At 63.5% G+C, this 23454-nt stretch carries 28 protein-coding genes; 11 read left to right on the forward strand and 17 right to left on the reverse strand.

Annotated elements, in window-relative coordinates; all coding sequences use genetic code 11:
- Nucleotides 1-190: 190 nt before the first annotated feature.
- From hisF to hisB, 4 genes are all read right to left on the reverse strand, one after another.
- The gene (gene hisF, locus SZ64_RS10670; RefSeq protein ID WP_054530809.1) at nucleotides 191-949 is read right to left on the reverse strand and encodes an imidazole glycerol phosphate synthase subunit HisF; all 759 of its coding nucleotides are present in this window, start codon (nucleotides 947-949) and stop codon (nucleotides 191-193) included.
- A 115-nt stretch (nucleotides 950-1064) separates the two neighbouring features.
- Nucleotides 1065-1790, reverse strand: coding sequence for a 1-(5-phosphoribosyl)-5-[(5-phosphoribosylamino)methylideneamino]imidazole-4-carboxamide isomerase (gene hisA / locus SZ64_RS10675; RefSeq protein ID WP_054532198.1), 726 nt, complete (start codon nucleotides 1788-1790; stop codon nucleotides 1065-1067).
- Complete coding sequence (hisH, locus tag SZ64_RS10680) at nucleotides 1787-2416, reverse strand: imidazole glycerol phosphate synthase subunit HisH (RefSeq protein ID WP_054532199.1); 630 nt, start codon at nucleotides 2414-2416, stop codon at nucleotides 1787-1789. Before hisH ends, hisA begins: the two co-directional genes overlap by 4 nt.
- Nucleotides 2409-3002 (reverse strand): imidazoleglycerol-phosphate dehydratase HisB, encoded by a 594-nt coding sequence (gene hisB / locus SZ64_RS10685; RefSeq protein WP_054530810.1) that lies wholly within the window; start codon nucleotides 3000-3002, stop codon nucleotides 2409-2411. Before hisB ends, hisH begins: the two co-directional genes overlap by 8 nt.
- 95 nt (nucleotides 3003-3097) lie before the next feature.
- Here hisB and SZ64_RS10690 point away from each other — a divergent pair, with 95 nt between their 5' ends.
- From SZ64_RS10690 to gmk, 3 genes are read left to right on the forward strand one after another with little or no spacing between them, the layout of a single operon-like run.
- Nucleotides 3098-3598 (forward strand): ClpXP protease specificity-enhancing factor SspB, encoded by a 501-nt coding sequence (locus tag SZ64_RS10690; protein WP_054530811.1) that lies wholly within the window; start codon nucleotides 3098-3100, stop codon nucleotides 3596-3598.
- Between the two features lie 34 nt (nucleotides 3599-3632).
- Nucleotides 3633-3980, forward strand: a complete 348-nt coding sequence (locus SZ64_RS10695) for a hypothetical protein (RefSeq protein ID WP_054530812.1) — start codon at nucleotides 3633-3635, stop codon at nucleotides 3978-3980.
- A 60-nt stretch (nucleotides 3981-4040) separates the two neighbouring features.
- Nucleotides 4041-4682 carry a guanylate kinase gene (gene gmk / locus SZ64_RS10700; RefSeq protein WP_054530813.1) on the forward strand — a complete coding sequence of 214 codons (642 nt, stop codon included), beginning with the start codon at nucleotides 4041-4043 and terminating at the stop codon, nucleotides 4680-4682.
- 1049 nt (nucleotides 4683-5731) lie between these two features.
- Here gmk and SZ64_RS10705 read toward each other — a convergent pair.
- Nucleotides 5732-8173 carry a S8 family peptidase gene (locus SZ64_RS10705; protein WP_054530814.1) on the reverse strand — a complete coding sequence of 814 codons (2442 nt, stop codon included), beginning with the start codon at nucleotides 8171-8173 and terminating at the stop codon, nucleotides 5732-5734.
- 264 nt (nucleotides 8174-8437) lie between these two features.
- Here SZ64_RS10705 and dapD point away from each other — a divergent pair, with 264 nt between their 5' ends.
- The 3 genes from dapD to SZ64_RS10715 all read left to right on the forward strand — a co-directional run bounded on the left by dapD (nucleotide 8438) and on the right by SZ64_RS10715 (nucleotide 10065).
- Nucleotides 8438-9277, forward strand: coding sequence for a 2,3,4,5-tetrahydropyridine-2,6-dicarboxylate N-succinyltransferase (dapD, locus tag SZ64_RS10710; RefSeq protein ID WP_054530815.1), 840 nt, complete (start codon nucleotides 8438-8440; stop codon nucleotides 9275-9277).
- A gap of 104 nt (nucleotides 9278-9381) precedes the next feature.
- The gene (locus tag SZ64_RS18820; protein WP_193391521.1) at nucleotides 9382-9537 is read left to right on the forward strand and encodes a hypothetical protein; all 156 of its coding nucleotides are present in this window, start codon (nucleotides 9382-9384) and stop codon (nucleotides 9535-9537) included.
- A gap of 90 nt (nucleotides 9538-9627) precedes the next feature.
- Complete coding sequence (locus tag SZ64_RS10715) at nucleotides 9628-10065, forward strand: ion channel (protein WP_054530816.1); 438 nt, start codon at nucleotides 9628-9630, stop codon at nucleotides 10063-10065.
- A gap of 10 nt (nucleotides 10066-10075) precedes the next feature.
- Here the strand turns inward: SZ64_RS10715 and SZ64_RS10720 are convergent, their stop codons facing one another.
- Nucleotides 10076-11344, reverse strand: a complete 1269-nt coding sequence (locus SZ64_RS10720) for a dipeptidase (protein ID WP_054530817.1) — start codon at nucleotides 11342-11344, stop codon at nucleotides 10076-10078.
- A gap of 103 nt (nucleotides 11345-11447) precedes the next feature.
- On the opposite strand from SZ64_RS10720, the gene SZ64_RS10725 reads away from it, so the two are divergent.
- Nucleotides 11448-11888, forward strand: a complete 441-nt coding sequence (locus SZ64_RS10725) for a cupin domain-containing protein (RefSeq protein WP_054530818.1) — start codon at nucleotides 11448-11450, stop codon at nucleotides 11886-11888.
- A 19-nt stretch (nucleotides 11889-11907) separates the two neighbouring features.
- On the opposite strand, the gene SZ64_RS10730 is transcribed toward SZ64_RS10725, so the two are convergent.
- The 6 genes from SZ64_RS10730 to SZ64_RS10755 all read right to left on the reverse strand — a co-directional run bounded on the left by SZ64_RS10730 (nucleotide 11908) and on the right by SZ64_RS10755 (nucleotide 18502).
- Nucleotides 11908-12123 carry a helix-turn-helix transcriptional regulator gene (locus SZ64_RS10730; RefSeq protein ID WP_054530819.1) on the reverse strand — a complete coding sequence of 72 codons (216 nt, stop codon included), beginning with the start codon at nucleotides 12121-12123 and terminating at the stop codon, nucleotides 11908-11910.
- Nucleotides 12124-12126: 3 nt separating this feature from the next.
- Nucleotides 12127-12543, reverse strand: coding sequence for a hypothetical protein (locus SZ64_RS10735; protein WP_156313619.1), 417 nt, complete (start codon nucleotides 12541-12543; stop codon nucleotides 12127-12129).
- A 337-nt stretch (nucleotides 12544-12880) separates the two neighbouring features.
- Nucleotides 12881-14146, reverse strand: a complete 1266-nt coding sequence (locus SZ64_RS10740; RefSeq protein ID WP_054530821.1) for a gallate dioxygenase — start codon at nucleotides 14144-14146, stop codon at nucleotides 12881-12883.
- A 171-nt stretch (nucleotides 14147-14317) separates the two neighbouring features.
- On the reverse strand, nucleotides 14318-15604 hold the full coding sequence (locus SZ64_RS10745; protein ID WP_054530822.1) for a sulfotransferase: 1287 nt from the start codon (nucleotides 15602-15604) through the stop codon (nucleotides 14318-14320).
- Nucleotides 15605-16512: 908 nt separating this feature from the next.
- Nucleotides 16513-17775 (reverse strand): gallate dioxygenase, encoded by a 1263-nt coding sequence (locus SZ64_RS10750; RefSeq protein WP_054530823.1) that lies wholly within the window; start codon nucleotides 17773-17775, stop codon nucleotides 16513-16515.
- A 145-nt stretch (nucleotides 17776-17920) separates the two neighbouring features.
- Nucleotides 17921-18502: a YbhB/YbcL family Raf kinase inhibitor-like protein gene (locus tag SZ64_RS10755; RefSeq protein ID WP_054530824.1), complete on the reverse strand. Its 582-nt coding sequence runs from the start codon at nucleotides 18500-18502 to the stop codon at nucleotides 17921-17923.
- 140 nt (nucleotides 18503-18642) lie between these two features.
- Between SZ64_RS10755 and SZ64_RS10760 the strand changes: the two genes are divergently transcribed.
- Nucleotides 18643-19035, forward strand: coding sequence for a hypothetical protein (locus tag SZ64_RS10760; RefSeq protein WP_054530825.1), 393 nt, complete (start codon nucleotides 18643-18645; stop codon nucleotides 19033-19035).
- Between the two features lie 69 nt (nucleotides 19036-19104).
- Nucleotides 19105-19623 (forward strand): cupin domain-containing protein, encoded by a 519-nt coding sequence (locus tag SZ64_RS10765; protein WP_162225111.1) that lies wholly within the window; start codon nucleotides 19105-19107, stop codon nucleotides 19621-19623.
- A gap of 31 nt (nucleotides 19624-19654) precedes the next feature.
- On the opposite strand, the gene SZ64_RS10770 is transcribed toward SZ64_RS10765, so the two are convergent.
- Complete coding sequence (locus SZ64_RS10770; RefSeq protein ID WP_054530827.1) at nucleotides 19655-20443, reverse strand: class III extradiol ring-cleavage dioxygenase; 789 nt, start codon at nucleotides 20441-20443, stop codon at nucleotides 19655-19657.
- 100 nt (nucleotides 20444-20543) lie between these two features.
- Complete coding sequence (locus SZ64_RS10775) at nucleotides 20544-20945, reverse strand: hypothetical protein (protein ID WP_054530828.1); 402 nt, start codon at nucleotides 20943-20945, stop codon at nucleotides 20544-20546.
- 149 nt (nucleotides 20946-21094) lie between these two features.
- On the opposite strand from SZ64_RS10775, the gene SZ64_RS10780 reads away from it, so the two are divergent.
- Both SZ64_RS10780 and SZ64_RS10785 read left to right on the forward strand, forming a co-directional pair.
- Entirely contained in the window at nucleotides 21095-21403 is a 309-nt protein-coding gene (locus SZ64_RS10780; protein WP_054530829.1) for an alkylphosphonate utilization protein, read from the forward strand.
- A gap of 118 nt (nucleotides 21404-21521) precedes the next feature.
- A complete protein-coding gene (locus SZ64_RS10785) occupies nucleotides 21522-21761 on the forward strand; it encodes a DUF2061 domain-containing protein (protein ID WP_054530830.1) in 240 nt (79 codons plus the stop codon).
- A gap of 2 nt (nucleotides 21762-21763) precedes the next feature.
- Here SZ64_RS10785 and SZ64_RS10790 read toward each other — a convergent pair whose 3' ends face one another.
- The 3 genes from SZ64_RS10790 to SZ64_RS10800 are packed head-to-tail and all read right to left on the reverse strand — an operon-like array spanning nucleotide 21764 to nucleotide 23427.
- Entirely contained in the window at nucleotides 21764-22195 is a 432-nt protein-coding gene (locus SZ64_RS10790) for a hypothetical protein (protein WP_082384548.1), read from the reverse strand.
- Nucleotides 22192-22836 carry a DUF3365 domain-containing protein gene (locus tag SZ64_RS10795; protein ID WP_082384549.1) on the reverse strand — a complete coding sequence of 215 codons (645 nt, stop codon included), beginning with the start codon at nucleotides 22834-22836 and terminating at the stop codon, nucleotides 22192-22194. Before SZ64_RS10795 ends, SZ64_RS10790 begins: the two co-directional genes overlap by 4 nt.
- Before the next feature lie 51 nt (nucleotides 22837-22887).
- Entirely contained in the window at nucleotides 22888-23427 is a 540-nt protein-coding gene (locus SZ64_RS10800) for a hypothetical protein (RefSeq protein ID WP_054530833.1), read from the reverse strand.
- Nucleotides 23428-23454: the final 27 nt, after the last annotated feature.

A 23454-nucleotide genomic window follows, 5' to 3' on the forward strand; every position in this document is an offset into this window, starting at 1 on the left:
ATGGAGAAGGGCGCCCGCTGCATTCTGTAAGCGCGCCCGACAGTTTCGAGCCGGTCTGCCGACACATGCCCTGGTCATTGCGAGCACAGCGAAGCAATCCAGCGCGTATCGCGTAGGTCCATGAAATGCTTCGCGGCGCTCATAATGACGAAGGCTGGCTGGTAGCCTCGCCTGAGCTTGCCGCCCGAGTTCAGCCCCGTGCAGGCAGGCCCGCGGCGCGCAGGGCCGCATGGGCATCGGCAATGGAATAGGTGCCGAAATGGAAGATCGAGGCGGCCAGAACCGCGCTTGCCCCGCCCTTGGTCACGCCTTCCACCAGATGGTCGAGCGTACCCACGCCGCCACTGGCAATTACCGGCACGGAGACTGCATCGGCAATAGCTCTAGTTAACTTGAGGTCGTACCCTTTCTGGGTTCCATCCCCGTCCATGGAAGTGACGAGCAGCTCGCCCGCGCCCATTTCCGCCAGCTTTACCGCATGTTCCAGCGCGTCGATCCCGGTCGCGCGGCGGCCGCCATGGGTGAAGATTTCCCAATGGTCATGGCTCCAGCGCGCATCGACCGAGGCAACGATGCACTGGCTGCCCATGCGCTCTGCAATTTCGCTCACCACTTCGGGGCGGGATACGGCGGCGGAATTGACCGCCACCTTGTCGGCCCCGGCCAGCAGCAGCGCGCGCGCATCTTCCACGCTGCGCACCCCGCCGCCCACGGTCAGCGGCATGAAGCAGACTTCCGCCGTGCGGCGCACGATGTCGATCAGCGTGCCGCGCCCTTCATGGCTGGCGGAAATATCGAGGAAGCACAATTCGTCCGCGCCCGCCGCATCATAGGCGCGGGCCTGCTCCACCGGATCGCCTGCATCCTTCAGATCGACGAAATTGACACCCTTCACCACACGGCCATCGGCCACGTCGAGACAGGGAATGACGCGAATGCGGACGGTCATGCTCGCTTACCTTTGCGCGTGGCCTTCGACAGGCTCAGGCTGAGCGGGTGCAGGAAGGCCGGACACAAGGTCCGCTCATGCTGAGCCTGTCGAAGCACACGCGCCAACATCGCCATCAGCGCCCCGCCATCTGGATCGCCGCAGCCAGATCAAGCCGCCCTTCATAGAGGGCACGCCCCGTAATCACGCCTTCGATCCCGTCCTGCGCATGGAGAGAGAGGATATGGATGTCATCCAGCCCCTTCACCCCGCCGCTGGCGATCACGGGAATGTCCACGCGCCGGGCGAGGTCCACCGTCGCTTCGATATTCACGCCCTTGAGCAGGCCGTCGCGGCCGATGTCGGTGAACAGCAGGCTGGCAACGCCCGCATCCTCGAACCGGCGGGCCAGATCGACCACCGGCACGTCCGACACATCGGCCCAGCCTTCGGTCGCGACCATGCCGTCGCGCGCGTCCACGGCCACCACGATCCCGCCGGGGAATTCGCGCGCCATGTCCTTCACGAATTCCGGGTCTTTCAGCGCGGCGGAACCCATCACCACACGGGCAATGCCCAGATCGAACCAGCCTTCAACTGCCTCGCGGTTGCGGATGCCGCCGCCCAGCTGGACATAGCCGGGGAACGCCTCGACAATGGCTTCCACGGCCTCGCGGTTTTCCGCCCGGCCTGCAAAGCTGCCGTCCAGATCCACCACATGCAGGTGCTGCGCGCCCGCTTCGGCGAAGATCAGCGACTGCGCCGCCGGATTGTCGCCATAGATAGTGGCGCGGTTCATATCGCCTTCGGCAAGGCGCACCACCTGTCCGCCCTTGAGGTCGATGGCGGGAAATACGATCACGGCTGCCACTCCAGAAAACGCTTGAGCAGGCCAAGGCCATAGGCCTGGCTCTTTTCGGGGTGGAACTGCACACCCAGCAGATTGTCGCGCGCCACGGCGGCCACCAGCCCGCCGCCATGATCGGTCATCGCGGCGACATGCTGGCCGTCATCCGGCACGAAATGATAGGAATGGAGGAAATAGGCCTCGCCCGGCTCGATCAGTTCGGCCCCGTCATGGTGGGAACTGCGGATCACGTCGTTCCAGCCCATATGCGGGATCTTGATTGCCGGATCGGTCCGCTCGATCGGGCGGACTTCGCCCTTGATCCAGCCAAGGCCGGGGCATTCGCCGAATTCCAGCCCGCGGCTGGCCAGCAGTTGCATGCCCACGCAAATGCCCAGAAACGGTACCCCATCGCCCAGTACGCGATCCTCGATCGCGTCAACCAGCCCTTCGATGGCGGTCAGCCCTTCGAAGCAGGCGCGGAACGAGCCGACGCCGGGCAGCACGATACGCTTGGCCATGCGGACCAGTTCCGGGTCCGCCGTGACCATCACCGATTCCGCCCCGGCGGCGACCAGCGCGTTCTTCACCGAGTGGAGATTGCCGGCGCCGTAATCGATCAGCGCGAGAGGCTCAGCCACCAAGCTGCCCCTTCGTGGAAGGAATCGCCCCGCCCTTGCGCGGATCGATCTCCACTGCGGTGCGCATCGCGCGGGCGAAACCCTTGTAGGTCGCCTCGCAGATGTGGTGGTTGTTCTGGCCGTAGAGCAGTTCGATATGCAGGGTGATGCCCAGCGTCTGGGCAATGGAATGGAACCAGTGTTCCACCAGTTCCGTATCCAGTTCGCCCAGCTTTTCCTGCGTGAACCCGGCATGCCACACGAAATAGGGGCGGCCGGAAATATCCAGCGCCACGCGCACCAGCGTTTCGTCCATCGGGGAATAGGCGCTGCCGTAACGGCCGATCCCGCCCTTGTCGCCCAGGGCCTGGCCGATGGCCTGACCGAGCGCGAGGGCCGAATCTTCGGTGGTGTGGTGCTGGTCGACATGCAAGTCGCCCTTCACCTTCAACGTGACGTCGATCAGCGAGTGACGGCTGAATTGTTCGATCATGTGATCGAGAAAGCCGATCCCCGTAGAGACGTCATAAGCCCCCGTCCCGTCGAGATTTACCTCGACGAAGATTTCGGTTTCCTTGGTGTTCCGTTCGATCCGGGCTGTGCGCATGGCCCGCCTATAAGCCTGTGGGCAGGGGAATCAATCTCCCGCGAGGGTTTCAAAACGGCTTGACCGGGCCGATTGCCCCCGCCACTTGTGCGCCCATGAGCGACGATACGCCCGACAGCCTGATCCCCTACGACGAAATCGTGCAGGAAGCGCTGCGCGCGGTGGTCGGCCGCGTGCTTGGCGAAGTGCAAGCCACTGGCGGCACCCTGCCCGGCGCGCACCACTTCTACATCACCTTCAAGACCGGGGCGCCCGGCGTCTCGATCCCGGCCCATCTGCGCGAACGCTTCCCTGACGAGATGACGATCGTGCTGCAGAACAAGTTCTGGGATCTCAAGGTGGACGACGATGGCTTCACCGTGGGGCTGAGCTTCAATCAGGTGCCTGCCAAGCTGGACATCCCCTTTTCCGCGATCACGGCCTTCGTCGATCCGGCAGTGGATTTCGGCCTGCAGTTCCAGGCAGCCGTTACCGATCTCGAACCCGAACCGCATGACGATGCCGAAAACGATTCGCGCGATGGCGAAGGCAAGCCCGCCGCCACCAGCGAAGACGGTTCCAACGTCGTGACCGTAGATTTCGGCCGCAAGAAGTAATCCGTAAACAGGGCCGGGGGCGAAAGGCAGCACCATGGCGAATCTGAACGGCGGCAAATCGACAGGGGCGAAACTCGCGGGCCTTGCCATGCGGCAGGGCGCCCGGATCGCCCGTCATTCGCTGGACAAGCGCCTGAATGTCGCGGGCTACAAGCCCAGCGAGCTTGAAGATGCCGTGGTCGGCCGCGGCATTGTCAGCACCATCGCGATTGCCGCGGTTACCCGCCTTGCCACGCGATCCGTCCCCGGCGCGATTGTGGTGGGCGGCGGGCTGGTGGCCAAGGCCCTGTATGAACGGCGCAAGCGCGTGCGCGAGGCGGAAGAGCAGGCCGCAACCGAAATGGCGGCAGCCCCCGAAAAGGCAGAGGAAAAGGGCCGTTGATTGCCCTGCCCGGTTTCGTCCGGGCTTGATTCACCCCGCCTGCATGCGGCAACAGCGCGCATGGCCAATCAAGACTCCCTGCATCGGCGCGGCCTGATGTTCATCCTCTCCTCGCCCTCGGGCGCGGGGAAGACCACCATTGCGCGCAAGATCCTGCAGCAGGTTCCCGGCATCGCCATGTCGGTTTCCGTCACCACCCGCCCGATGCGCCCCGGCGAAGTGGACGGGAAGGACTACATCTTCGTGGATCGCCCCACATTCGACCGGATGGTGGAAGAGGAAGAATTCCTCGAATGGGCGGAAGTCTTCGGCAATTGCTACGGAACGCCCAAGGCGCAGATCAAGGCGGGCCTGCGCGCCGGGCAGGATTTCCTGTTCGACATCGACTGGCAGGGCACCCAGCAGCTTTATCAGCGCATGGAAGTGGACGTGGTCCGCGTGTTCCTGCTGCCGCCCAGCATCGAGGAACTGGAACAGCGCCTGCGTTCGCGCGCGACCGACGCCGAAGACGTGATCCAGGGCCGCATGTCCCGCGCCCGCAGCGAGATCAGCCACTGGGACGGTTACGATTATGTCGTGATCAACGAAAACGTCGAACCCTGCTTCGAAAAGGTGCGCGGCATTCTGGAGGCCGAACGCCTGAAGCGCATGCGCCAGACCGGCCTGATCGACTTCGTACGCGGATTGATGCGCGAATCCTGAGCCGACGGCACGCGGGCCTGCTTGCCCACTTCCTGTTTCGTCATCCCCGCGCAGGCGGGGATCCAGTTCAACGGTTGCTGCTGGATCCCCGCCTGCGCGGGGATGACGAAGATCGGGTTCAGCCCCCTTGGTCATCCCGGACTTGTTCCGGGATCCAGCTTCTTCGTCGCAAACAGCTGGACCCCGGAACAAGTCCGGGGTGACATGTGAGGTGCAATGGGTGCATTCGGTGTTTTCAATTGACATTATGAACCATTTCGGTTATAGGCCCCGCACCTTGCAGCAATAGCACGCTGCAAGCCTCCAATCCGGAGGGCGGCATGTCGACTGCCTTTCCTCCCTTGTTCGCTTTGAACAACGCGGCCGGTGCGGGTGTGTGTCTGCGGGGGCGTTACCCCTTGGCAAAGCCGCCTGCGCCAGATGCGGTTACCGGATGCGCGGATTTCACCGGCCGCCCCCGATCCTGCCCCCTCTTGCGGGCAGGCCATCCGGGGCGTGCACGCAGAACCGCCAGTGGCGCGGGATCATCACCCGCGAGAAGGGGATGCCCGGCTGCGAGCCCGCGGGCGCCTTTTCCGGCCGGTCACCGATCGGGTTGAGCCAGGTGCATGGTGGATGCCCCGGCCCTTCGCTATCCTTCCGCCCGCCCCCTGCACGCGCCATTCCTGACGCCGTGCCGGCCGCGCGATTGGTTTGTTTGCTCTACACTGGCGGTAAGGTCCGGGTTTGCCGCCGGATGGGGCTTTGTGCCTGCGCCCCAACTACAACCCCAACCGTCGTCATCCCCGCGAAGGCGGGGATCCAGCAGCAACCGTCGAACTGGATTCCCGCCTTCGCGGGAATGACGAATTAAGGGAAGCGCCCAATCACACCACACCCGCCCATCCTGAGCTTGTCGGAAGCGAAGCTGGCCGAAGGCCAACGACACGCGGAACATTTGCCCAACCGAACCCGTCCAGGGACCAAGTCCAAACCTCAGCGCATGTCCTTCGACAAGCTCAGGATGGGCGGAGGTCAGTGCCCGGGGGATCACGAAAGTGGAAACCCGCTTAGAAACCCTTGCTCCAGCGCAAAGCCACGCCCTGATCGTCGGGCATGGATTCATAATGCCCCGGATCGCGCCGGTAATAGACGCTGGCGGAAGCGCCGCCGCCCCACAGGGGGCCATGCCAGGCCAGTTCGCCCAGAATCTCGCGCCCGTCCGGCGCCAGCGACAGGGGCACGGTGCCGAAGGTCGCGCTTTCCGTGTCATAGTCGTAGGAAACCGGAAGGCTGAGCTTCAGCCCGCCGCTTTCCACCCGCATCGGCTGGGCCACGCGCAGGCCCAGGCTGTCGGACTGGCTGAACACGCCGCGGCGCTGAATGTCGATGGACCAGGCGCGGCTCTGGATCACCGATCCGTTTTCGATCACGCTGCTGCTGTTGGCATAGGTCCAGCCGTTGCGCACCGAACCGAAGAGCTTCCAGCGGGGTGCGAATTCCCAGCCTGCGCTGGCATCGAGGAACAGGGTGTTCGCCCCGCCACCGCCGAAGGCATCGTGGAAGCGGCCGCCCAGCACGGTGCGGCTTTCCTGCATCCATTCCAGCCCGAGCGCCGCCTGCAGTCCGCCCCATTGGCGGTCGGCCGTGATCGAGAAGCTGTGCATCGCGTCGCGGGTGCGGCTGCCGGTGACATCTTCGGTGAGCCACAGCGAATTGCCGCTCATCACCGCGCCGGATTCGCCGGCCAGCGTCAGGCCCCAGCCGCCGAACTGCTTGCGCAGCGCCAGCGACATATCGGCGCGGTGGAACGTGCCGTCATCGCTGCCCGCGGCGCCCGCGATCAGGAAGGCCGGGCGATCCTGCCCCTGCATCTGCATCACCAGCCCATCGGGCCGTTCCGCATAGGCAAAGCCCAGCTGCGTATCGGGCGCCAGCTTCAGCGCGACCCGCGCCGCGAGCACGCGCGAGGTTTCCGCTTCCTGCTTGGTCAGCATCAACTGGCTGGGAATGCCGCGCACCGCATTGGGGTTGGACGCGTCGATCGTATAGGCAATCGCGGCCTTGTCGCTGGTCGAGGAAACCGAGCGCGTCTGGATGCCGATCGCATCGTACAGCCGCGTGGGCAGCGTGGCCGAACGCATCGACAGGCCGAGATTGTAACTGAAAGCGCGCCGGTATTTATCGAGTATCAGCGTATTGAGCGAGGCACTGGTGAGCGCATCGCCCATGGCGGGCGAACCCACGGCCGTGGTGTCGGTCAACGGCAGCGCTGCGGTGCCCTTGCTGGCAAGGGTCGTCGTGCCCTGCGGCTGGAACGCCTCGTGAATATCCAGAATGCCCCGGCCATAGGTGTTGTCCACGCCCGGCGTGCCGACATCCTGCGCCGTGGTCAGCAGTAGTTCCACAATCTCCGTCGCGGTCAGGTTCGGGAAGGCCTGCGCGATCAATGCGACCGCGCCCGCCACTTGCGGGGCCGCAAAGCTGGTGCCGCTGATGGCGCAAAGGGTGGGGCTTGGGCAATATTGATCGCCGGCCCATTGCGGCCCGTCGAGATAGACGGTCACGTCCTCTCCCAGAGCAGCAAGGTAGAAATTGGTATAGCCGCGCGCCTTGTTGCTGAAATCGGAAATGACGCCTGCGGAATTGACCGATCCCACGATGATGACATTGCCGCCCCCGGCATCGACCAGATCCCTGGCAAAACCGTCGGGCGCGGTCCTGCCGTCGTTGCCCGCAGCAACCACGACCACGATCCCGGCATCGGCCGCGCGCTTGATCGCGGCCACTTCAGCTCCGGACGCGCCGGAGCCGCCCAGCGACATGTTGATGACGGTGGCATTGTGCGCGATCGCATAGTCGATCGCGGAACTCAGTTCGCCGAAAGTGCATTCGCCGGTCGCGCAGGTTCCCGGCGTATCCGCACGGATGGACAGGATCGTGGCATCATAGGCAATGCCGACCGTTCCGTTCCCGCCATTATTGTCGGCCGCTGCGATCATCGCCACCAGTGTGCCGTGATCGCCCTCGCCCTCAACCTGATTGCGCGAGTCATAAATATCGGTGGAGTCCGCGCTGATGCGCCCGGTAAACTCCGAATTGCCCTGATAGATGCCCGTGTCGATGATCCCGATGATCGAGCCCTGGCCGGTCTTGCCCGCGACCCAGGCAGTGGCCGCACCGTGGAAGGCGGGACCGTCAGACCGGCGATATTCCGCCGTGTTGTAATTGATGGTGTCAGTCGGCTTGGGCGGCGGAACGTAGCTGATCGGCGTCGGAGTAGGAGTCGGCGTAGGCGTCGGAGTGGGCGTAGGTGTGGGTGTCGGCGTGGGGGTCGGCACCGGAGTAGGCGTCGGCGTGGGAACAGGCGTCGGAGTGGGCGTCGGCGCGGGCGTGGGGCTGGGCGTCGGCGTGCTGTTCACGCCGCCCCCGCCACATGCCGTCAGCAGCACGAAGGAGAACAGGATTGCGCCGTTCCCTACGGAAGCGCGAAGCGAATGAATTACCCTCATGATTGCCCCCAGTCCTGGCAATGCCGAATTAACACGCCAAATTCCCCCTCCAGGGTTAAAACGGGGTAAATCCCCTTCCCTGTTGGAGCTGCCCTGCCCCCTTATTGCGGGCGGTGCGGGCGTTTGTTCAGCGAAACCCCAAGCCTGTGTCTGCAATGCGCCTTGCCCCAAGGCAAGCGAGGGGTTAGGCGCTCGCCCGGTCCATTGAACAGTTCATCGCCTGCCCGGCGGATGACGGTTGAAAACAGATACAGGAGTTCTCCCATGTCCGCCCAGCTCGAAACCGCGATCGAAGCCGCCTGGGAAGCCCGTGACACCGTCACCCCCGCCAGCGCCGATGTGCGCGAAGTGGTGGAAGCCGCGCTCGAACTGCTCGACGGCGGCAAGGCCCGCGTGGCCGAACCCGATGGCAATGGCGGCTGGACGGTCAACCAGTGGCTGAAGAAGGCCGTGCTGCTCTCTTTCCGCCTGAACGACAATGTATTGGTGGATGGCGGCGCTGCCGGCGCCCCCGCTTTCGACAAGGTCCCCAGCAAGTTCGCCGGTTGGGACGATGCCCGCTTCCGCGAAGGCGGCTTCCGCGTGATTCCCGGCGCCGTGGCCCGCCGTGGCAGCTTCATCGGCAAGGGCGTGATCCTGATGCCCAGCTTCGTGAATATCGGTGCCTATGTGGGCGAAGGCACCATGGTGGACACCTGGGCCACTGTCGGCAGCTGTGCCCAGATCGGCAAGAATGTGCACCTTTCCGGCGGCGTCGGCATCGGCGGCGTACTGGAACCGCTGCAGGCCGGGCCTGTGGTGATCGAGGATAATTGCTTCATCGGCGCCCGCAGCGAAGTGGTGGAAGGCGTGACCATCGGCGAAGGCGCCGTGCTGTCCATGGGCGTCTATATCGGCGCTTCCACCAAGATCGTGGATCGCGCCACGGGCGAAGTCCATTACGGCAAGGTGCCGCCCTACAGCGTGGTCGTGCCCGGCTCCATGCCCGGCAAGCCCCTGCCCGACGGTACGCCCGGCCCCAGCCTCTATTGCGCCGTCATCGTGAAGACGGTGGACGCGCAGACCCGCTCCAAGACCGCGATCAACGACCTGCTGCGCGACTGATCGCACGGGGCGCCCGCCCCGCCCGGCCAGATGGAACGCCTTCCTCTTCCCGCCCGTTGATCGGGTGATGCCCCACCAGAGGGGCGCGGAAGAGGAGATGTTCCATGCAACGCAATGGCAGCCATATCCGGATGGAAACGGACGAAGCGCGCGCCGGCTCCACCCCGCATATCGTGCGCTATGTGCTGGGCTTCAGCCTTGCATTGGCGGCAATCGCGATGACCATCGTCTGGGTCAGCGCAGCGCTGTCCGCCGGATAAGACGGCCGCCTCCCGGCGTGGGCCGCTGGCTGCCTTGCCCCACAAGAAGGGCTGACTGACAGCGCCCGAACAATCGGCTATGCCGCGATCATGGGAGCCACCATGATCGACGAATTCGCCGTGTCCACGCTGATGGTGGTGGTCTGCGTCACAATCCACGGGCTGGGCCTGTTCGGGCTGAGCCGTGCCCTGCGGACCGAAGCGGCGACCGAGCGCCTGCGGGACATCAACCCCCTGTCACTGCGCGGCAGCATGTTCACGCTGAGCATCGTGGTATCCATGGTGGCGCTGCACGGGCTGGAAATCTGGCTCTACGCGTTGGTCTACATGTTCACGCACGCAGTGAACGGGTTTGAGGAAGCGCTGTATTTCTCCACCATTTCCTATTCCACGGTCGGCTACAGCGACACGCACATCGTCAGGGAATGGCGGCTGGTCGGCGCGTTCGAGAGCATTCTGGGCGTGATCCTGCTGGGCTGGTCCACGGCCTTCTTCTTCCGAATGCTCTCCCGCATCGACCCGCACTGAAACCCGCTCGTCAGTCCTTTTCGGGATATTCGATCGGCGGATCGGCCCGGTGCGCGGCAGCATAGGCTTCCGCTGCCTTGAGCACCCGCATCATGTTGCGGCTGGCGATCTTCTCCAGATCGGCCTGGCTATATCCGCGCCGGGCGAGTTCGGTAAACAGCGCCGGATAACCCGCCACGTCCTCCATGCCCACGGGGCCGGTTTCCATCCCGTCATAATCTCCGCCAAGGCCAATGGCATCGATGCCCGCAACCTTGCGAATCTGGTCGATATGGTCGGCCATGTCGGCCACGGTGGTCTTGGGTTCGGGATGGGCCTTGCCCCAGGCTTCCAGCCCTTCCTTCACCCTGTCCGGCTGGCCCTGCCACAGGCCCTTGAGCCGTGCCTCCTCGCCCGCGCGGTCGGCTCCCCACTGGCGGCGCTTCTCGCCCAGATAGGCAGGCAGGCCCACCACCATCACGATCCCGCCATTGTCCTTCAGGCGGGCCAGCACGGCATCGGGCACATTGCGCGGATGGCCGTTCACCGCCCGCGCGCCGGAATGGCTGAAGATCACCGGGGCCTTGGCCACATCCAGCGCATCGAACATCGTATCCTCGCTCACATGGCTGAGGTCCACCAGCATGCCGATGCGCTGCATTTCGCGCACTACGTCCTTGCCAAAATCGGTCAGCCCGCCATGCTGCGGTGCATCCGTGGCGCTGTCCGCCCATTCGAGCGTCCTGGAATGCGTCAGGGTGAGATAGCGCGCGCCAAGATCGTACATCTGCCGCAACACGCCTAGGCTGCCATCGATGGAACTGCCGCCTTCCATGCCCATCAGCGAGGCGATCTTGCCCTGCTTCATCGCCGCTTCGACATCGGCCGAGCTGGTCGCCAGCATCAGATCGTTCGGATAGCGCGCAACCAGCCGCTTCACGACATCGATCTGTTCCAGCGTTGTGACCACCGCCTGCGGCTGAGGCAGGTCCGCATCGACATAGACTGACCAGAACTGCGCCCCGACCTTGCCCTTGCGCAGGCGCGGAAGGTCAGTGTGCATGCCCACCCCGCTCCAGTCGGTCGGCGGGGCCTTGCTGGTATCGTTGAAGTCGAAATTGGCGATCACATTGCTATAGCGGCCGCGCAATTGCTCCGGCACGTCATTATGGCCATCCCACACCGGCGCGGCGGCAAGTGCGGCGGCAGCGGTTTCCTCCGGGCTCTTGGCAGAAAGCGGTGCGGCAATGAAAGCGGCGGAAAGCGCGGTGACGAGCAAAGCAGTGCGGAAGCGCGGCATGGAAACTCCTGTTGCAGAGCAGCATAACAGCGCGCCGAGTGCGAATGCGCAAGCCCTGCCGGTGCGATTGCCGCCCCTGTCTCGCGCATGATAGGCCAGAGGCATGAGCAACGCCCGCCAGATCATAGAGCGCCTGTCCCTAACCCCACACCCCGAAGGGGGCTGGTATCGTGAGACATGGCGCGCTCCCGCCAATGACGGCATCCGCGCAGGCGGCACGGCAATCCACTTCCTGCTGGAAGCCGGCCAGCGCTCCCACTGGCACAAAGTGGACGCAGCGGAGATATGGCTCTTCCACGCGGGCGATCCACTGCGTCTGTCGCTCAGCCCCGGCGATAGCGGCCCGGTTTCCAGCGTAATCCTGGGGCATGACGTGGCGGCAGGCCACTCCGTCCAGCACGTGATCGCCCCGGGCGAATGGCAGGCCGCCGAAGCCCCGCCGGTCGGCCCGGCAGGCTATTCGCTGGTCAGCTGCGTGGTGGTGCCGGGGTTCGAATTCGCGGGCTTCACGCTCGCACCGGAAGGCTGGGCGCCGGGGCAGTAAGCACCGGCATGCCCTGCCCTTACCCTTCCCAGCCGAACACATCTTCCAGACCCACGCCGAACACACGGCTGATACGGAACGCGCTTTCAAGGCTGGGGGAATATTTCCCCTGTTCGATGGCAATCACCGTCTGGCGGGTAACGCCAATGGCATCGGCCAGCGCCTGCTGGCTCAGGCCGCCGTGAGCCTCCCGCAAGGCCCTCACCCGGTTGGTAATGGGTGGACGCTTCGCCATGGCTCAGTAACCCCTGCGGAAGAACCATATCTGCAAGGCATAGTCGGCAAATTGGGCCAGGATCAGCGCCATGATCACGGAATAGAACAGCAGATTGCCATTACCATGTGCCAGATAGAGCAAGGCACCGGAAACCGCCGCCACGCTCATCACAACGCCGGACCACCGGCCCGCGCGGGCGATGGCCAGCTGTTCGCGCTCGTCGGCAGGCTGCTGCGCCGCCTTCCTCTCGGCCATGGCCAGCGGCACATGCACCAGAATCGAAAGCCCGATCACCAGCAGCACCCACAACATAAGCGGCAGAATCTGTTCCCTTACCGGCGCATCAGCCTGCAGCGCCAGCATCACCCGCAGATAGACGCCGCCGGTAACCAGCATGACAGCGCCCATCGCCCAGGCGGACTTTTCCCGAAAACTCATTCTGCACTCCCGATTCCATGTCTGATTTCTTTAACATAGTACAAGATTTTTAACAGTCAAATTATTTTGACATTGCCTTGTCGGGACGCAGGCAGGCACACGCAGCCATTGCGGCCGCAGGGCCGATGCGAAGGGCAAAGATGCTCCAAACCAGGAAGCGGATCGGAATGCAGCCCAGCGTGTCGTACCGGAGATGTTTGGGGGTCCGTATGGAACATAGGTGAGGGCTGCCAGTCATCCAGACACGGCAACATTGCGGACATTCGCCAAGCCGCCCCGCAGACACGGGTAGCCCCTCCTCCCGAAGGAAGAGGGGCCGGGGAGAGCCGGTTGGAAATCAGTTCGGGTTGGCTTCGACCGAATAATTGATCGCGGCGTTGCGGGTCTTCTGGAAGTCCGGCACGCTCATGCCCTTCATCGCGGCATAGACGTCGATATTGCCGAGGCCGACCACCGGAGCCAGCTTCTCCAGATTGAAGAAGATCACGCCGTAATGGATCATGCCGATCCAATCCAACTCGCGGATCATCCGCTTCTCTTCCTCGGTCAGCTTGTATTCTGCAGCCAGCCCTTCGAAATCGGTCCTGAAGCGTTCGCGGAAGCCTGGTTCGACGATGGTGTGGAGGAAATTGTTGATCCGCCACGCCCTGGCGCTGACGCCCACGGTGAAGGGATAAGTGCCTTCAAGGCCCAGCGCGGGGGCCACATCGGCCATCATGCGCGCGGCATATTCTTCCTTCGTCATCGGCAGCGGATCAGGCTCCGCATCTTCGAAGATCATGCTAGCGATGGAGGTCATCGAAGGCAGGAAGAAGCTCTGGTGCAGCTTGTTGACCTTGGGGGCCAGCGCGCCGCGCATCAGCATCCACATCACGATTTCGGCGCCTTCCATGCCGCCCAGCTTCACCAGTTCGCCCACCGGAATGTCGATCAGGCTTTCCGGATCCTTATGCAGGCGGTCCATGAATTCCATGTCCCATTCGACATTATTGAACCCGCAGCGTTCGCCATGCACCTGATGGGACAGGCCGCCGGTTCCCGCGATGGCCACCTTGATGTCCTTGGGATAGGACTGGATCGCCCGGCGCAGGGAACGGCCGAAGTTCCAGAAGCGCTTCGCACGCGGGATCGGCAGTTCCAGCACCCCGCATTGCAGAGGCACGATCTTTACCGGCCAGCCATTCTCGTCGTCATAGGGCAGCAGCACCGAAAGAGGCGAAAAAGCGCCGTGATCCAACCCCATGCCCTGCCAGTAAGACAGGTCGAAATCATCGGCCACCATGCCGAAGGCGATGTGCTGGGCAAGCTCGGGATCGCCCTTGATCGGCGGGATATTGCGCGGGCCGCCGCCTTCGTCGGCCGCGGCATATTCCTCGCCGATGCCCAGCGCGAAGTGGGAATAGTGCCGCATCCAGAAAGAGGTCATGTGATCGTTGTAGATATACAGGATCACGTCCGGCTTCTTTTCGGCAAGCCATTGCTTCACCGGCTCGAAGCCTTCGAAGATCGGCTTCCACACGGGATCGTCATATTTGCCCGCGTCATGGGCGAAGGCGATGGTGGGGGTATGCGAAACGGCGAAACCGCCGACAATCTCTGCCATGGCAATGCTCTCCCTCTCCACGGGACAGCCGACATTGTGCCATGCGATTCCCGGATCAGACAATGATGCCGGATTAGGAGGATAGGGCCCTACGCACTTTGAGCGAGGTCAAAGCGTGAAAACTTCATATTTGTGAATTGAGACGCGCCGGGTGGAGCTGCTCAACCTGGCTCAGCCCTCATAGGCCTGGATGAAGGGCGCCAGATATTCGCGATAGGGCTGCGCCACACCAATGCCTGCACGATTGATCGGCTTGCGCACCTGCATGACGCTGGAGGTAGTGACGGTACGCCGATTTTCATGCGGGGCGAAGACCTGCGGTTCTTCCGTAAGCTCGCAATGCTGCAAAATCCGCCTGATCCAGATGTCCGGCTGAGTCACCAGGCTTTCATAGGATACCACCAGCAGGCGATCCCCCAGGATTTCCTGCCACCGTGCCATCAGCGCATCCTCCAGCTGGAAGTGGAAGGCAATGTCTTCCAGATCGTAGCTCCAGGGGATGCGGTGCATGAAGCAGGTGCGGAAGCACGACCATGCACAGTCCAGCGGATCGCGCCTGAGCCAGATGAGCGGCGCCTGTGGCAGGAATGCTGCTGCGAAGCCCAGCAGGCGGCTGCTATTGTTGGTCTTGTCCACGATGCGGCCCGAACCGGGGAACCGTTCGTCCAGCCAGTGGTGCCACAGGCGCGCGATCTCGCTGACGCCTTCCGCCGCCGCATAGCGTGCCAGCGCATCGCAGGATACGCCTTCCACATCTTTCACGAACAGGCCAAGGCGATTGATCTCGCCCCCGTCGCTCACCGCGCTGTGGCTCGTCAGGATCTGTTCGACCAGAGTAGTGCCGGATCGCGGCAGCCCCATCACGAAGATCGTCCGGTCGGTCGCTTCCCGCTGACCGACGCCCAGTTCGGCGATGCGCCCGGCGGTGAAGCCGTTCACTGCCTCCTGCGCACCAATGCGGTCCCGCTCGCGACTATAGGGCGCGATGGCCTTCATCCGGCGCGCACCTTCCGCAAAGGCGGCAAAGGCCGGTGCATGATCGCCGCGATCCGCATGCACCTTACCCACGGCATAAAGATAGCTCGCCTGATCGATCGGCGATCCGCTCCGCAGCGCCTGCCCGGCCGCCAGCAAGCGCCCGGCCAGTTCCGGCTCGGCAGCGAAGTCGATCAGTGTCGCAAGGGAATGCCACGCCGTGCCGGAATGGGGGCGAAGATCGGTCGCCAATTCCAGCAAATCCCGCGCCTGCTCCGTCTCGCCGACATAGAGGGCGGAGGTGCCCCGACTATAGGCATTCGATGCCCGGTCGGGCACTGCCTCCGGCAGGGCGCTCATCAGTTCGTAGGCATCCTGCCAGATGCCGATTTCCGCGAGCAGCCCGGCCTTCTGGAACGTGGCCATGGAATTGTCGTTCGCGCCCTGCGTGAACATGTCGAGCGCCCGCCGCGCCAGCGTCACTTCACCATTGTCGGCCGCTATCTGGGCAATGAGATGCCACTGCGGCCCAATCGGCGCATTTAACCGGAGAAGTTCACGGATTAGATCATTTGTTCTGCGACGATCATCCTGCTCGACAGCAGCCTTCAGCTTACCGCCCAGAGCCTGAACACTCGCGAGGTTGTTAACTAACATACATCATGTCAAATTTTGTACGAATCGCCTGATTAGCGGGCATATTCCCCGCATACAGATGTCCTAAGAGACAGAAATCAGACAAGCATCAACGGCAAAAAAAGTAACGAAGTGTAACGATTGGGGACATTGCCCATGCTGCAGCGCAGCACGGATTTTTTCGCGGGCGTTTAGAACGCCCTTTGAAACAGGAGGTTCCCGAAAAATCTCTGCAGGGCGGTATTTTTCGACCAACGTATGACTTGGGGCCCCTGTGCCATCCGGGCGTGGCATTGCGCAGGCGCGGGCGAACGAGTGCCGAAGGCAGTCGCGATGAACATAACAACGATGGAGATGGTCACTCAGGCCAGATGGGCAGCCACAAAAGTGGCCCCGTGACGCAGCGTGTAGGGCTAAATCCGGATGCCCTACACGCAGCGGGCAATACGCGCAGCCGCATTGCCTGTTTCACGACCCGGCGCGCAGCATTGATTTTGGCACGGGGTGGCTTCCCACAGAGAAGCGACGGCGGATAGAACACCGGCTATCCATTTTTTACCGGTGCCCCGGCTAGCCCAAATCAGTCCCGACTCCCAGCTGCATCGCCGGGCGACCCTAGTTGTAAAGAATTCCGACACAACTCAATTGCGCTACGCAATCATACTTCAGTATTATCACGCAATAACAGATGATTATGCCCAGAAATAGGGCACCGCGTCAGCACCGGCTTGCCCGATGCCGACGCAGTGAAAAGGTCAGTCTTCCTTGCCGGCCACGCCGTAATTGATCTGGGCGTTGCGGGTTTTCTGGAAATCGGGAACCGACATGCCCTTCATCGCGGCATAGATGTCGATATTGCCGATGCCGGTGACGGCGCCGAGCTTTTCGAGCATGAAGAAGATCACGCCGTAATGGATCATGCCGATCCAGTCGCGCTCGCGCACAAGGCGGCGCTCTTCTTCGGTCAGGCCAGCCTGTTCATAGGCGGCTTCCTCGTCCTCGCGGAACAGCTTGCGCACCTTCGGATCGGTCAGCGAATGGAGGAAGTGGTTGAGGCGGAAGCCCTTCACCGCACGTTCGATAGTGAAGGGATAAGTGCCTTCCATCGCTTCGGCGCCTTCATAATCCCAGTTCGCACGGGCGATGGTTTCTTCCGGCGCTTCGGCCGGCTTGTCGCTGCTACGCTCTTCCAGGATCATCGTGGCGATGGGGCACATGGATGGCAGGAAGTAGGTCTTGTGGGTCACTTCCACTTCCGCCGCCAACGCGCCGCGCATCATCAGCCACATGACGACTTCCGCGCCTTCCCAGCCGCCACGGCGGGCCAGCTCGGCAATCGGCAGGTCCAGCAAGCTTTCCGGATCCTTTTCCAGCAGTTCCATGAATTCATGGTCCCACTTGGGATCGTTGAAGCCGCAGCCTTCGCCATGAACCTGATGCGACAGGCCGCCGGTACCGGCAATCGCCACCTTGATGTCTTCGGGGTAGGAGAGGATCGCCTGACGCAGGCTCTTGCCGAACTTGTAGAACCGACGCGCGCTGGGCAGCGGCACAGTCAGCACGCCGCATACGATCGGCAGCAGCTTCACAGCCCAGCCATTTTCCTTGTCATGATCGACCATCACCGACAGCGGGCTGAAGGCGCCGTGATCCAGCCCCTTGCCCTGGAAATAGGACAGGTCGAATTCATTGGCCACCATCACGCGGGCGACATGTTCGGCAAACTTCGGATCGCCGCTGATCGCGGGGATATCGCGCGGGCCGCCACCTTCATCCGCCGCCGAATAGCTCTCGCCCACACCCAGCGCGAAATGGCTGTAATGGTCGAAGAACGAGGTCATGTGGTCGTTATAGATATAGACCAGCACGTCCGGCTTCTTCTCGCGGAACCACGCCTGCACCGGCTCATAACCTTCGAAGATCGGCTGCCAGACGGGATCGTTCTGCTTGCCGCCGTCCTTGGCGAAGGCGATGGTGGGGGTGTGCGACGTGGCAACGCCGCCGACGATGGTAGCCATTTTGCGCTTCTCCTCTCGCGCGGCCCCCGCCGGTCAATAGCGGCGAATCCGCGAGTTGTTATTCAGATGGGCACAGCCGATAGCACGCGCAAGCGGGCCGCGCTTCATCATTTTGAACAATTCGCGGATGCGAAGGAATGCCGGATCAGTTCCCGTCGAAATCGATGGAGTCGATTTCCACATCGTCCCAATCGCCTTCATCCTCGTCATCCTGACCTTCATAAAAGGCAGTGAGGATTGTGGCGGCGATGACCTTGCCTTCCATCGCCTCAAGCAGGGCCTTGCGGCTGCTGCCAGGGCTAAGGTCGAGCGTAGAGTCCAGCGCGAAGAGCTGGAACACATATTGATGCCGGTCGCCCTCTTCCAGCCGGGGCAGCATCCATTCGCTGTTGCCCTGCGCATTCTTGCCAGCGCGCGGCGGGGTTTCGCCTTCGAGCAACTGGCCCTTCTGCGGAGCGAGGCCCCAGACGAGCCAATGGCATGCCGGTTCCTTGCCCGCCGGATCGGGATCTTCCACGATCAGCACCAGTTCCGCCGCGCCCTCGGGCGGGGCAGTCCATTCAAGCGGCGGAGCGACGGCATCGTCCTCGTCAGCAGTGAAACTGGGATCGAGTTCCTCGCCATCGTCGAAGGCGGCGGATTTCAGGCGGAAGCCGCCCTTGCCCATCAGGCCGGGCGCACCGAGGCGAGCGATTGCGAGTGCCGCATGTCCTGCGCTGGCTGCCATGGGAGTGTCCTTTCCTGTCCTTCGGGCAATGCGATCCCCTTAGGTGCCAGTCCGGGCAAAGGACAAGGGCAAGCAGGGCACAGGGCGGGAATTTCCCCCGCCCTCTTGCCCCGGACCGGCGCAATCGGCATTCCCGACTCATGGCCGAAAAGCGGATAATCCACGGCTGGCTGCTCGATCCCGAGGCGCGGGAAAAGCTGCTGGCCCTCTGCCCGCCGCGCTACGGGCAGGTGATTGCCGAGCATGTGACCTACAAGCCCGGCCCGGAGGGGGCGCCCCTGCCGGATGCGACCGATTGCCTCGTCGTCGGCCGGACCGATGACGGGGAAGGCGTGGAAGCGCTGGTGGTTTCGATCTCCGGATCGACCGACCGGCCGCACGGCTCCACCTGGCACATCACCTGGTCGCTGGCTGAAGGGCGCCGGGCGAAGGAAAGCAATGCCGTGATCGCCGCACTCGGCTGGGAGGCCTTTGCCCAGCCCCATGCCATCACGCTGATCCCCGGCTGGTGGAAATGGATCGAGGGGCACTGACTTCCGAGGAACCGGTTGGCGCGGCCCGCGTTCCCAACTCGCCATAATATGGGCCGACACAGGGAGAGCATGATGGAACTCAGGGGCAGGCGCGTGGTCACGGGCCACGATGCGCAGGGCAATTCGGTAGTGATTTCAGACGGGCCGCCGCCCCAGAACCATCCCATGCAGGGCGAAGCGGTCGGCGCAGATTTCGTCGAGATCTGGAGCACGCCGCAAACCGTCCCCACACTTACCTCCCTGCCCGAGAGCGAGCCGAACGAACGGGTCTTCACCATCATGCCGCCCAGTGGCCATCTGATCCGGCAGATCGAGCTTTATCCCGCCAGCCAGGGCGGCAAGAAGACCGTGATGCACCGCACGCGCACGCTGGATTACGCGATGGTGATCGAGGGTGAAGTGGTGCTGCACCTGACCGATAGCGAAGTGGTGCTCGGCCCCGGTGAAATCGTGGTCCAGCGCGGGACCGACCATGCGTGGGAGAACCGCAGCGACAAAGTGACGCGCATGGTCTTCTTCCACATCGACGCGGCATTTTCGGACGAATTGCTGGCGAAGCTGCCCCAACCGCTCGAATTGATGGAGTGAGGCTGCGGCCTCTCTCTCACCCCTCCACCGCTCAGGGAAAACGGAAGGCGCTGACGGCGCTGTTCAGCACTACTTCGCCATAGTCGCGCGTGCCCGGTTCCCCGGATGCGCCGGCCGCCACCATCATCGGGATCAGATGTTCCTCGCGCGGATGGCAAAAGCGGGCAAAGGGCGCTGCCTGCCAGCCGGTGAGCAGTTCCGCCCGCTCGCCCGCATCGGCTTCCGCTGCCTGTTCCAGCCATGTGTCGAATTCGCGCGATGGGGCTTCGGCCCGCGGATCGCCATAGGCGCGCATGTTGTGGAAGCTCATGCCCGACCCGATGATCAGCACGCCTTCCTCGCGCAGAGGCGCCAGTGCCTCGCCCGCGGCAAGGTGCAGGGCCGGGTCCAGACCCGCCGTCAGCGACATCTGCACGCAGGGAATATCCGCATCCGGGAATGCCACCTTCATGGGCACGAACACCCCGTGGTCATAGCCGCGCGAGGGATGGATGCCTGCGGGCATGCCTGCCGCGCGGATCAGTTCCGCGCCTTTTTCCGCCAGCCAGGGCGCGCCCGGCGCGGGCCAGGTGAGCTTGTAGGTTTCCGGCGGGAAGCCGTAATAGTCATAGACCAGATCCGGTGCGGTCGCCCCGGTGAAGGCGAAGCCGCGTTCTTCCCAATGGCCCGAGATGATCAGGATCGCCTTGGGCCGTTCGGGCAGGCTGGCGGCCAGCCCTTTCAGATAGGCTTCCATCCCGCGCCAGGTGCCCTGCGGATCGGGCATGAAGAAGCACGGGCCGCCGCCATGCGGAATGTAGATGCTGGGCTGCACGGCCATTTGCGGAAATCCTTCGGGCTTCAGGAAAGCCGGAAGTGGCCCGCCGGCCGGGCGGCGTCAACCGGCATTCGCCCGATCCGCCCGGCCGGACGCTGCCCGTTCAGCCAGCGCGCAAGGCGGAACAGAGCCGATCGTCGTCACCCTTGGTGATCTCGATGCTCTGCCTCACGGATTTCTGCTGCTTTTCGGCGGATTCGGTTTCCTTGCGGCGCTTGAGTTCCTTGGCCGCGTAGATCATCCGGTCCAGCAGAGCGTCGGCCTTGCCCAGATGATCGAGCTTTTCGGCCAGCAGGCCGCAGCCTTCCTTCAGATCGGTCGTAGTGGCGATCTTCTTGTCGATTTCGGCGACGGCATCGGTTTCCTTCTTCGCTTCGGAGACCGAGAAATTGAATTCCTGCGCCATGGCCACGTCTTTCTGGCCGCTGACTTCCTTCTGCGCCGAAAGCGACGAGGCAAGGGCCAGAAAAGCGACCGGAACGAGTAATAGAGGCTTGCGGCTCATCTGACATTTTCTCCCATGTTTGATTTTGTCCGTATGATGCCGAAGGATAACCGGCCCGGCAAGGCGGCATAATTACGTGCTTGCATAAGAAGGCTGGCCAAGGCCCCGCTCGCCTGCCATGGCACCGGCACCCCCAGCAGGAGCAGAGCATGTCCGGCAACGACGAAGACTATGTCTATGACGAGGAAAGCGGCGAATGGATGCCCGCTTCCGAACTGGCCGCGAAACAGGCCGCGGCGGACACGGTGGAAGTGCGCGATGCAGTGGGCAATCTGCTGGCCGATGGCGATCAGGTGACCCTTATCAAGGACCTTGAGGTCAAGGGCGCCGGGCAGACGCTGAAGCAGGGCACGCTGATCAAGTCCATCCGCCTGACCGGCGATCCGCAGGAAATCGACTGCAAATATCCCGGCATCAAGGGCCTGGTGCTGCGCGCTGAGTTCGTGAAGAAGCGCTGATCTTCACCGCGTCACGCGCCCATCTTCAGCGTTTTCGATCAGTGTAAGCGGAGCAATGCGCTGGCTGTTGCGATCCATTCGCAATAATCTCGGACCATCGAGAATGAAGAGACAGCCCATGCCCCGCGACCTGATCAAAACGCTGACCTATCTGTCCGTCCACCTGACCGTGGGCTTCACGGTCGCCTATGCCCTCACCGGCTCCATCGCCCTGGCGGGCGGCATTGCCCTGATCGAACCCTGCATCAACGCCGTGGCCTTCTATTTCCACGAACAGGCGTGGAAGAAGGCCGATGCCCGCAAGGCAGCCACGCCGGATGCAGCCCGCTTCGCTTCAGGCAACCTCCAGCCCGCTTGAGGTTATTCAGACCCGGTGAAGGGATGAGCATCCGACCATGCGCAGCCATGGCGGGTTTCGCCGCCAAGGCTCAGCAGGGCGGAAAAGGGATAGACCCGGTCGCTCATACTATCGCCGCAGGGTGTGGCCGAGATCGACAGATCGAACGGCGCGCCATTCAATGTGCCGCTGAAGGAAATGCCGCCCCGCCCGGCAAAGCGCTTCACTTCCACTGCCTGCCCTTTCGGGTCTTCCGGCGTAGTATAGGTCAGCGCGCTGCCCTGCACCTGTCCGCCCCAGAATGGCTCGTTCCCGCCGAACTGCAGCACTTCGGTTTCACCGATTTCGTGGAAGGGCTGATGATCCTCGGAATTTCCGGGCAAGCCATTGCCGGGGCCGGAGTGGCACGCGGCCAGAGCCAGCAGGCCGGAAATCGCAAACAGGGAACGCATCATTTCACCTCAAAGGCACTCGCGGGCCAGCTCACCAGCATGGCCCCGCGCATGTCGCCCGGCGCGAAGCCGGTCGCCCGGTCCGCCGGATAGAGCGCGTGGAGCAGCTCGGCAATGTCCGGGCTGACATTGGTGCCGTGGCAAGTGGAACAGGGCTTGTCCTGCATCGGGATGGCGCGCAGCACATTGATCCGCTGCCCCTCCCCCGTGCCGCTGCGCCACAGGGTGGCGGCGGGCTTGCCGTCCACCATCGGCGCGGCGGCCAGCTTTGCGTAATGCGGGCGCAGTTCCTCGCTCAGCCCGCCTGCGGGATTGCGGTTACGTTCGGCCACGCGGCTGACCTGCGCGCCGCTGGCGGCGGATTCCTCGGCGGCGATCTTCGGCGCGGCTTGCTTGCACACGCCGATGGCCTGCACTGGCCCGCCCGCCTGCAAGGCTGCGGCAAGCTGTGCCTGCAACTTGCCCTGAAAGCTTTGCGCCACCTGTGCGGACCGTTCCATCACCGCCGCCTCGTCAATAACGGTATCGGGGGCAGCATCGGATACCGCCTGCGCAGCACCGCCCTGCGGCCCACTGGCGCATGCGGCCAGCATCAGCAAAAGCGCGGGCGCAATGGCCCCCGGCTTCATCGCATCAAGTCCCATTTCAAGGCCTCCTTCGTGCGAACATCCCGCCAGCCATGACGCCGAATGCTGTCACTGGCCAGCCCCCATCGCAGCCATCCGGCAACCAGGGCCGGAACGGGAAGGAAAGGTGACACGATCCAGCCCGCGAAACGCGCTGTCCCTGCCCTGCCCCGGGCCAGCGCCAGCCAGCCCCAGCCAGGGCCGCGCGACCAGCCGCAGCAGCGCAGTAGCGCCCGGTTTCCGGGCGATTGCGGTAAAGCGCCCGCGATAGAGCACCGGCTTGAGCGCGCCATGGAAAGCGCGATATTCCAGCTCATAGCCTGTGACTTTCCGCGAACGGTGCGTATCGCCCCTGGCCCTGCCCATGGCGACATCCCACGCCACCGCAAAACTCTCCGCCCCGCGCCGCCCACGCAGGCGATAGGCCGTTTCCCGAGCCATCCCCACCAGCCGCGCCGCTTCGGAGACGGAACGCGTCTGCGCCAGATAGCCCAGAAACGCCGCCTGCCTGCCCGGCGTCCACCCATCGGCACGGGCGCGCAGCGGAACAGGAACGAAAGCCGGCACATAGCGGCGCGGGCGGCGAGTGGATTTGGCGAGGTGAGTCATCCGGCAGGATAAGCCACAGGATGGGGT

Origin of the sequence: Erythrobacter sp. SG61-1L (assembly GCF_001305965.1) — a bacterium.
Taxonomy (GTDB): Bacteria; Pseudomonadota; Alphaproteobacteria; order Sphingomonadales; family Sphingomonadaceae; genus Andeanibacterium.

Bases quoted from the DNA above. Each gene is read 5' to 3' on its own strand.
- hisF (WP_054530809.1), bottom strand. From the start codon at position 949: ATGACCGTCCGCATTCGCGTCATTCCCTGTCTCGACGTGGCCGATGGC.
- hisB (WP_054530810.1), bottom strand. From the start codon at position 3,002: ATGCGCACAGCCCGGATCGAACGGAACACCAAGGAAACCGAAATCTTC.
- SZ64_RS10690 (WP_054530811.1), top strand. From the start codon at position 3,098: ATGAGCGACGATACGCCCGACAGCCTGATCCCCTACGACGAAATCGTG.
- SZ64_RS10695 (WP_054530812.1), top strand. From the start codon at position 3,633: ATGGCGAATCTGAACGGCGGCAAATCGACAGGGGCGAAACTCGCGGGC.
- gmk (WP_054530813.1), top strand. From the start codon at position 4,041: ATGGCCAATCAAGACTCCCTGCATCGGCGCGGCCTGATGTTCATCCTC.
- SZ64_RS10705 (WP_054530814.1), bottom strand. From the start codon at position 8,173: ATGAGGGTAATTCATTCGCTTCGCGCTTCCGTAGGGAACGGCGCAATC.
- dapD (WP_054530815.1), top strand. From the start codon at position 8,438: ATGTCCGCCCAGCTCGAAACCGCGATCGAAGCCGCCTGGGAAGCCCGT.
- SZ64_RS18820 (WP_193391521.1), top strand. From the start codon at position 9,382: ATGCAACGCAATGGCAGCCATATCCGGATGGAAACGGACGAAGCGCGC.
- SZ64_RS10715 (WP_054530816.1), top strand. From the start codon at position 9,628: ATGGGAGCCACCATGATCGACGAATTCGCCGTGTCCACGCTGATGGTG.
- SZ64_RS10720 (WP_054530817.1), bottom strand. From the start codon at position 11,344: ATGCCGCGCTTCCGCACTGCTTTGCTCGTCACCGCGCTTTCCGCCGCT.
- SZ64_RS10725 (WP_054530818.1), top strand. From the start codon at position 11,448: ATGAGCAACGCCCGCCAGATCATAGAGCGCCTGTCCCTAACCCCACAC.
- SZ64_RS10730 (WP_054530819.1), bottom strand. From the start codon at position 12,123: ATGGCGAAGCGTCCACCCATTACCAACCGGGTGAGGGCCTTGCGGGAG.
- SZ64_RS10735 (WP_156313619.1), bottom strand. From the start codon at position 12,543: ATGAGTTTTCGGGAAAAGTCCGCCTGGGCGATGGGCGCTGTCATGCTG.
- SZ64_RS10740 (WP_054530821.1), bottom strand. From the start codon at position 14,146: ATGGCAGAGATTGTCGGCGGTTTCGCCGTTTCGCATACCCCCACCATC.
- SZ64_RS10750 (WP_054530823.1), bottom strand. From the start codon at position 17,775: ATGGCTACCATCGTCGGCGGCGTTGCCACGTCGCACACCCCCACCATC.
- SZ64_RS10755 (WP_054530824.1), bottom strand. From the start codon at position 18,502: ATGGCAGCCAGCGCAGGACATGCGGCACTCGCAATCGCTCGCCTCGGT.
- SZ64_RS10760 (WP_054530825.1), top strand. From the start codon at position 18,643: ATGGCCGAAAAGCGGATAATCCACGGCTGGCTGCTCGATCCCGAGGCG.
- SZ64_RS10765 (WP_162225111.1), top strand. From the start codon at position 19,105: ATGATGGAACTCAGGGGCAGGCGCGTGGTCACGGGCCACGATGCGCAG.
- SZ64_RS10770 (WP_054530827.1), bottom strand. From the start codon at position 20,443: ATGGCCGTGCAGCCCAGCATCTACATTCCGCATGGCGGCGGCCCGTGC.
- SZ64_RS10775 (WP_054530828.1), bottom strand. From the start codon at position 20,945: ATGAGCCGCAAGCCTCTATTACTCGTTCCGGTCGCTTTTCTGGCCCTT.
- SZ64_RS10780 (WP_054530829.1), top strand. From the start codon at position 21,095: ATGTCCGGCAACGACGAAGACTATGTCTATGACGAGGAAAGCGGCGAA.
- SZ64_RS10785 (WP_054530830.1), top strand. From the start codon at position 21,522: ATGCCCCGCGACCTGATCAAAACGCTGACCTATCTGTCCGTCCACCTG.
- SZ64_RS10790 (WP_082384548.1), bottom strand. From the start codon at position 22,195: ATGATGCGTTCCCTGTTTGCGATTTCCGGCCTGCTGGCTCTGGCCGCG.
- SZ64_RS10795 (WP_082384549.1), bottom strand. From the start codon at position 22,836: ATGGGACTTGATGCGATGAAGCCGGGGGCCATTGCGCCCGCGCTTTTG.
- SZ64_RS10800 (WP_054530833.1), bottom strand. From the start codon at position 23,427: ATGACTCACCTCGCCAAATCCACTCGCCGCCCGCGCCGCTATGTGCCG.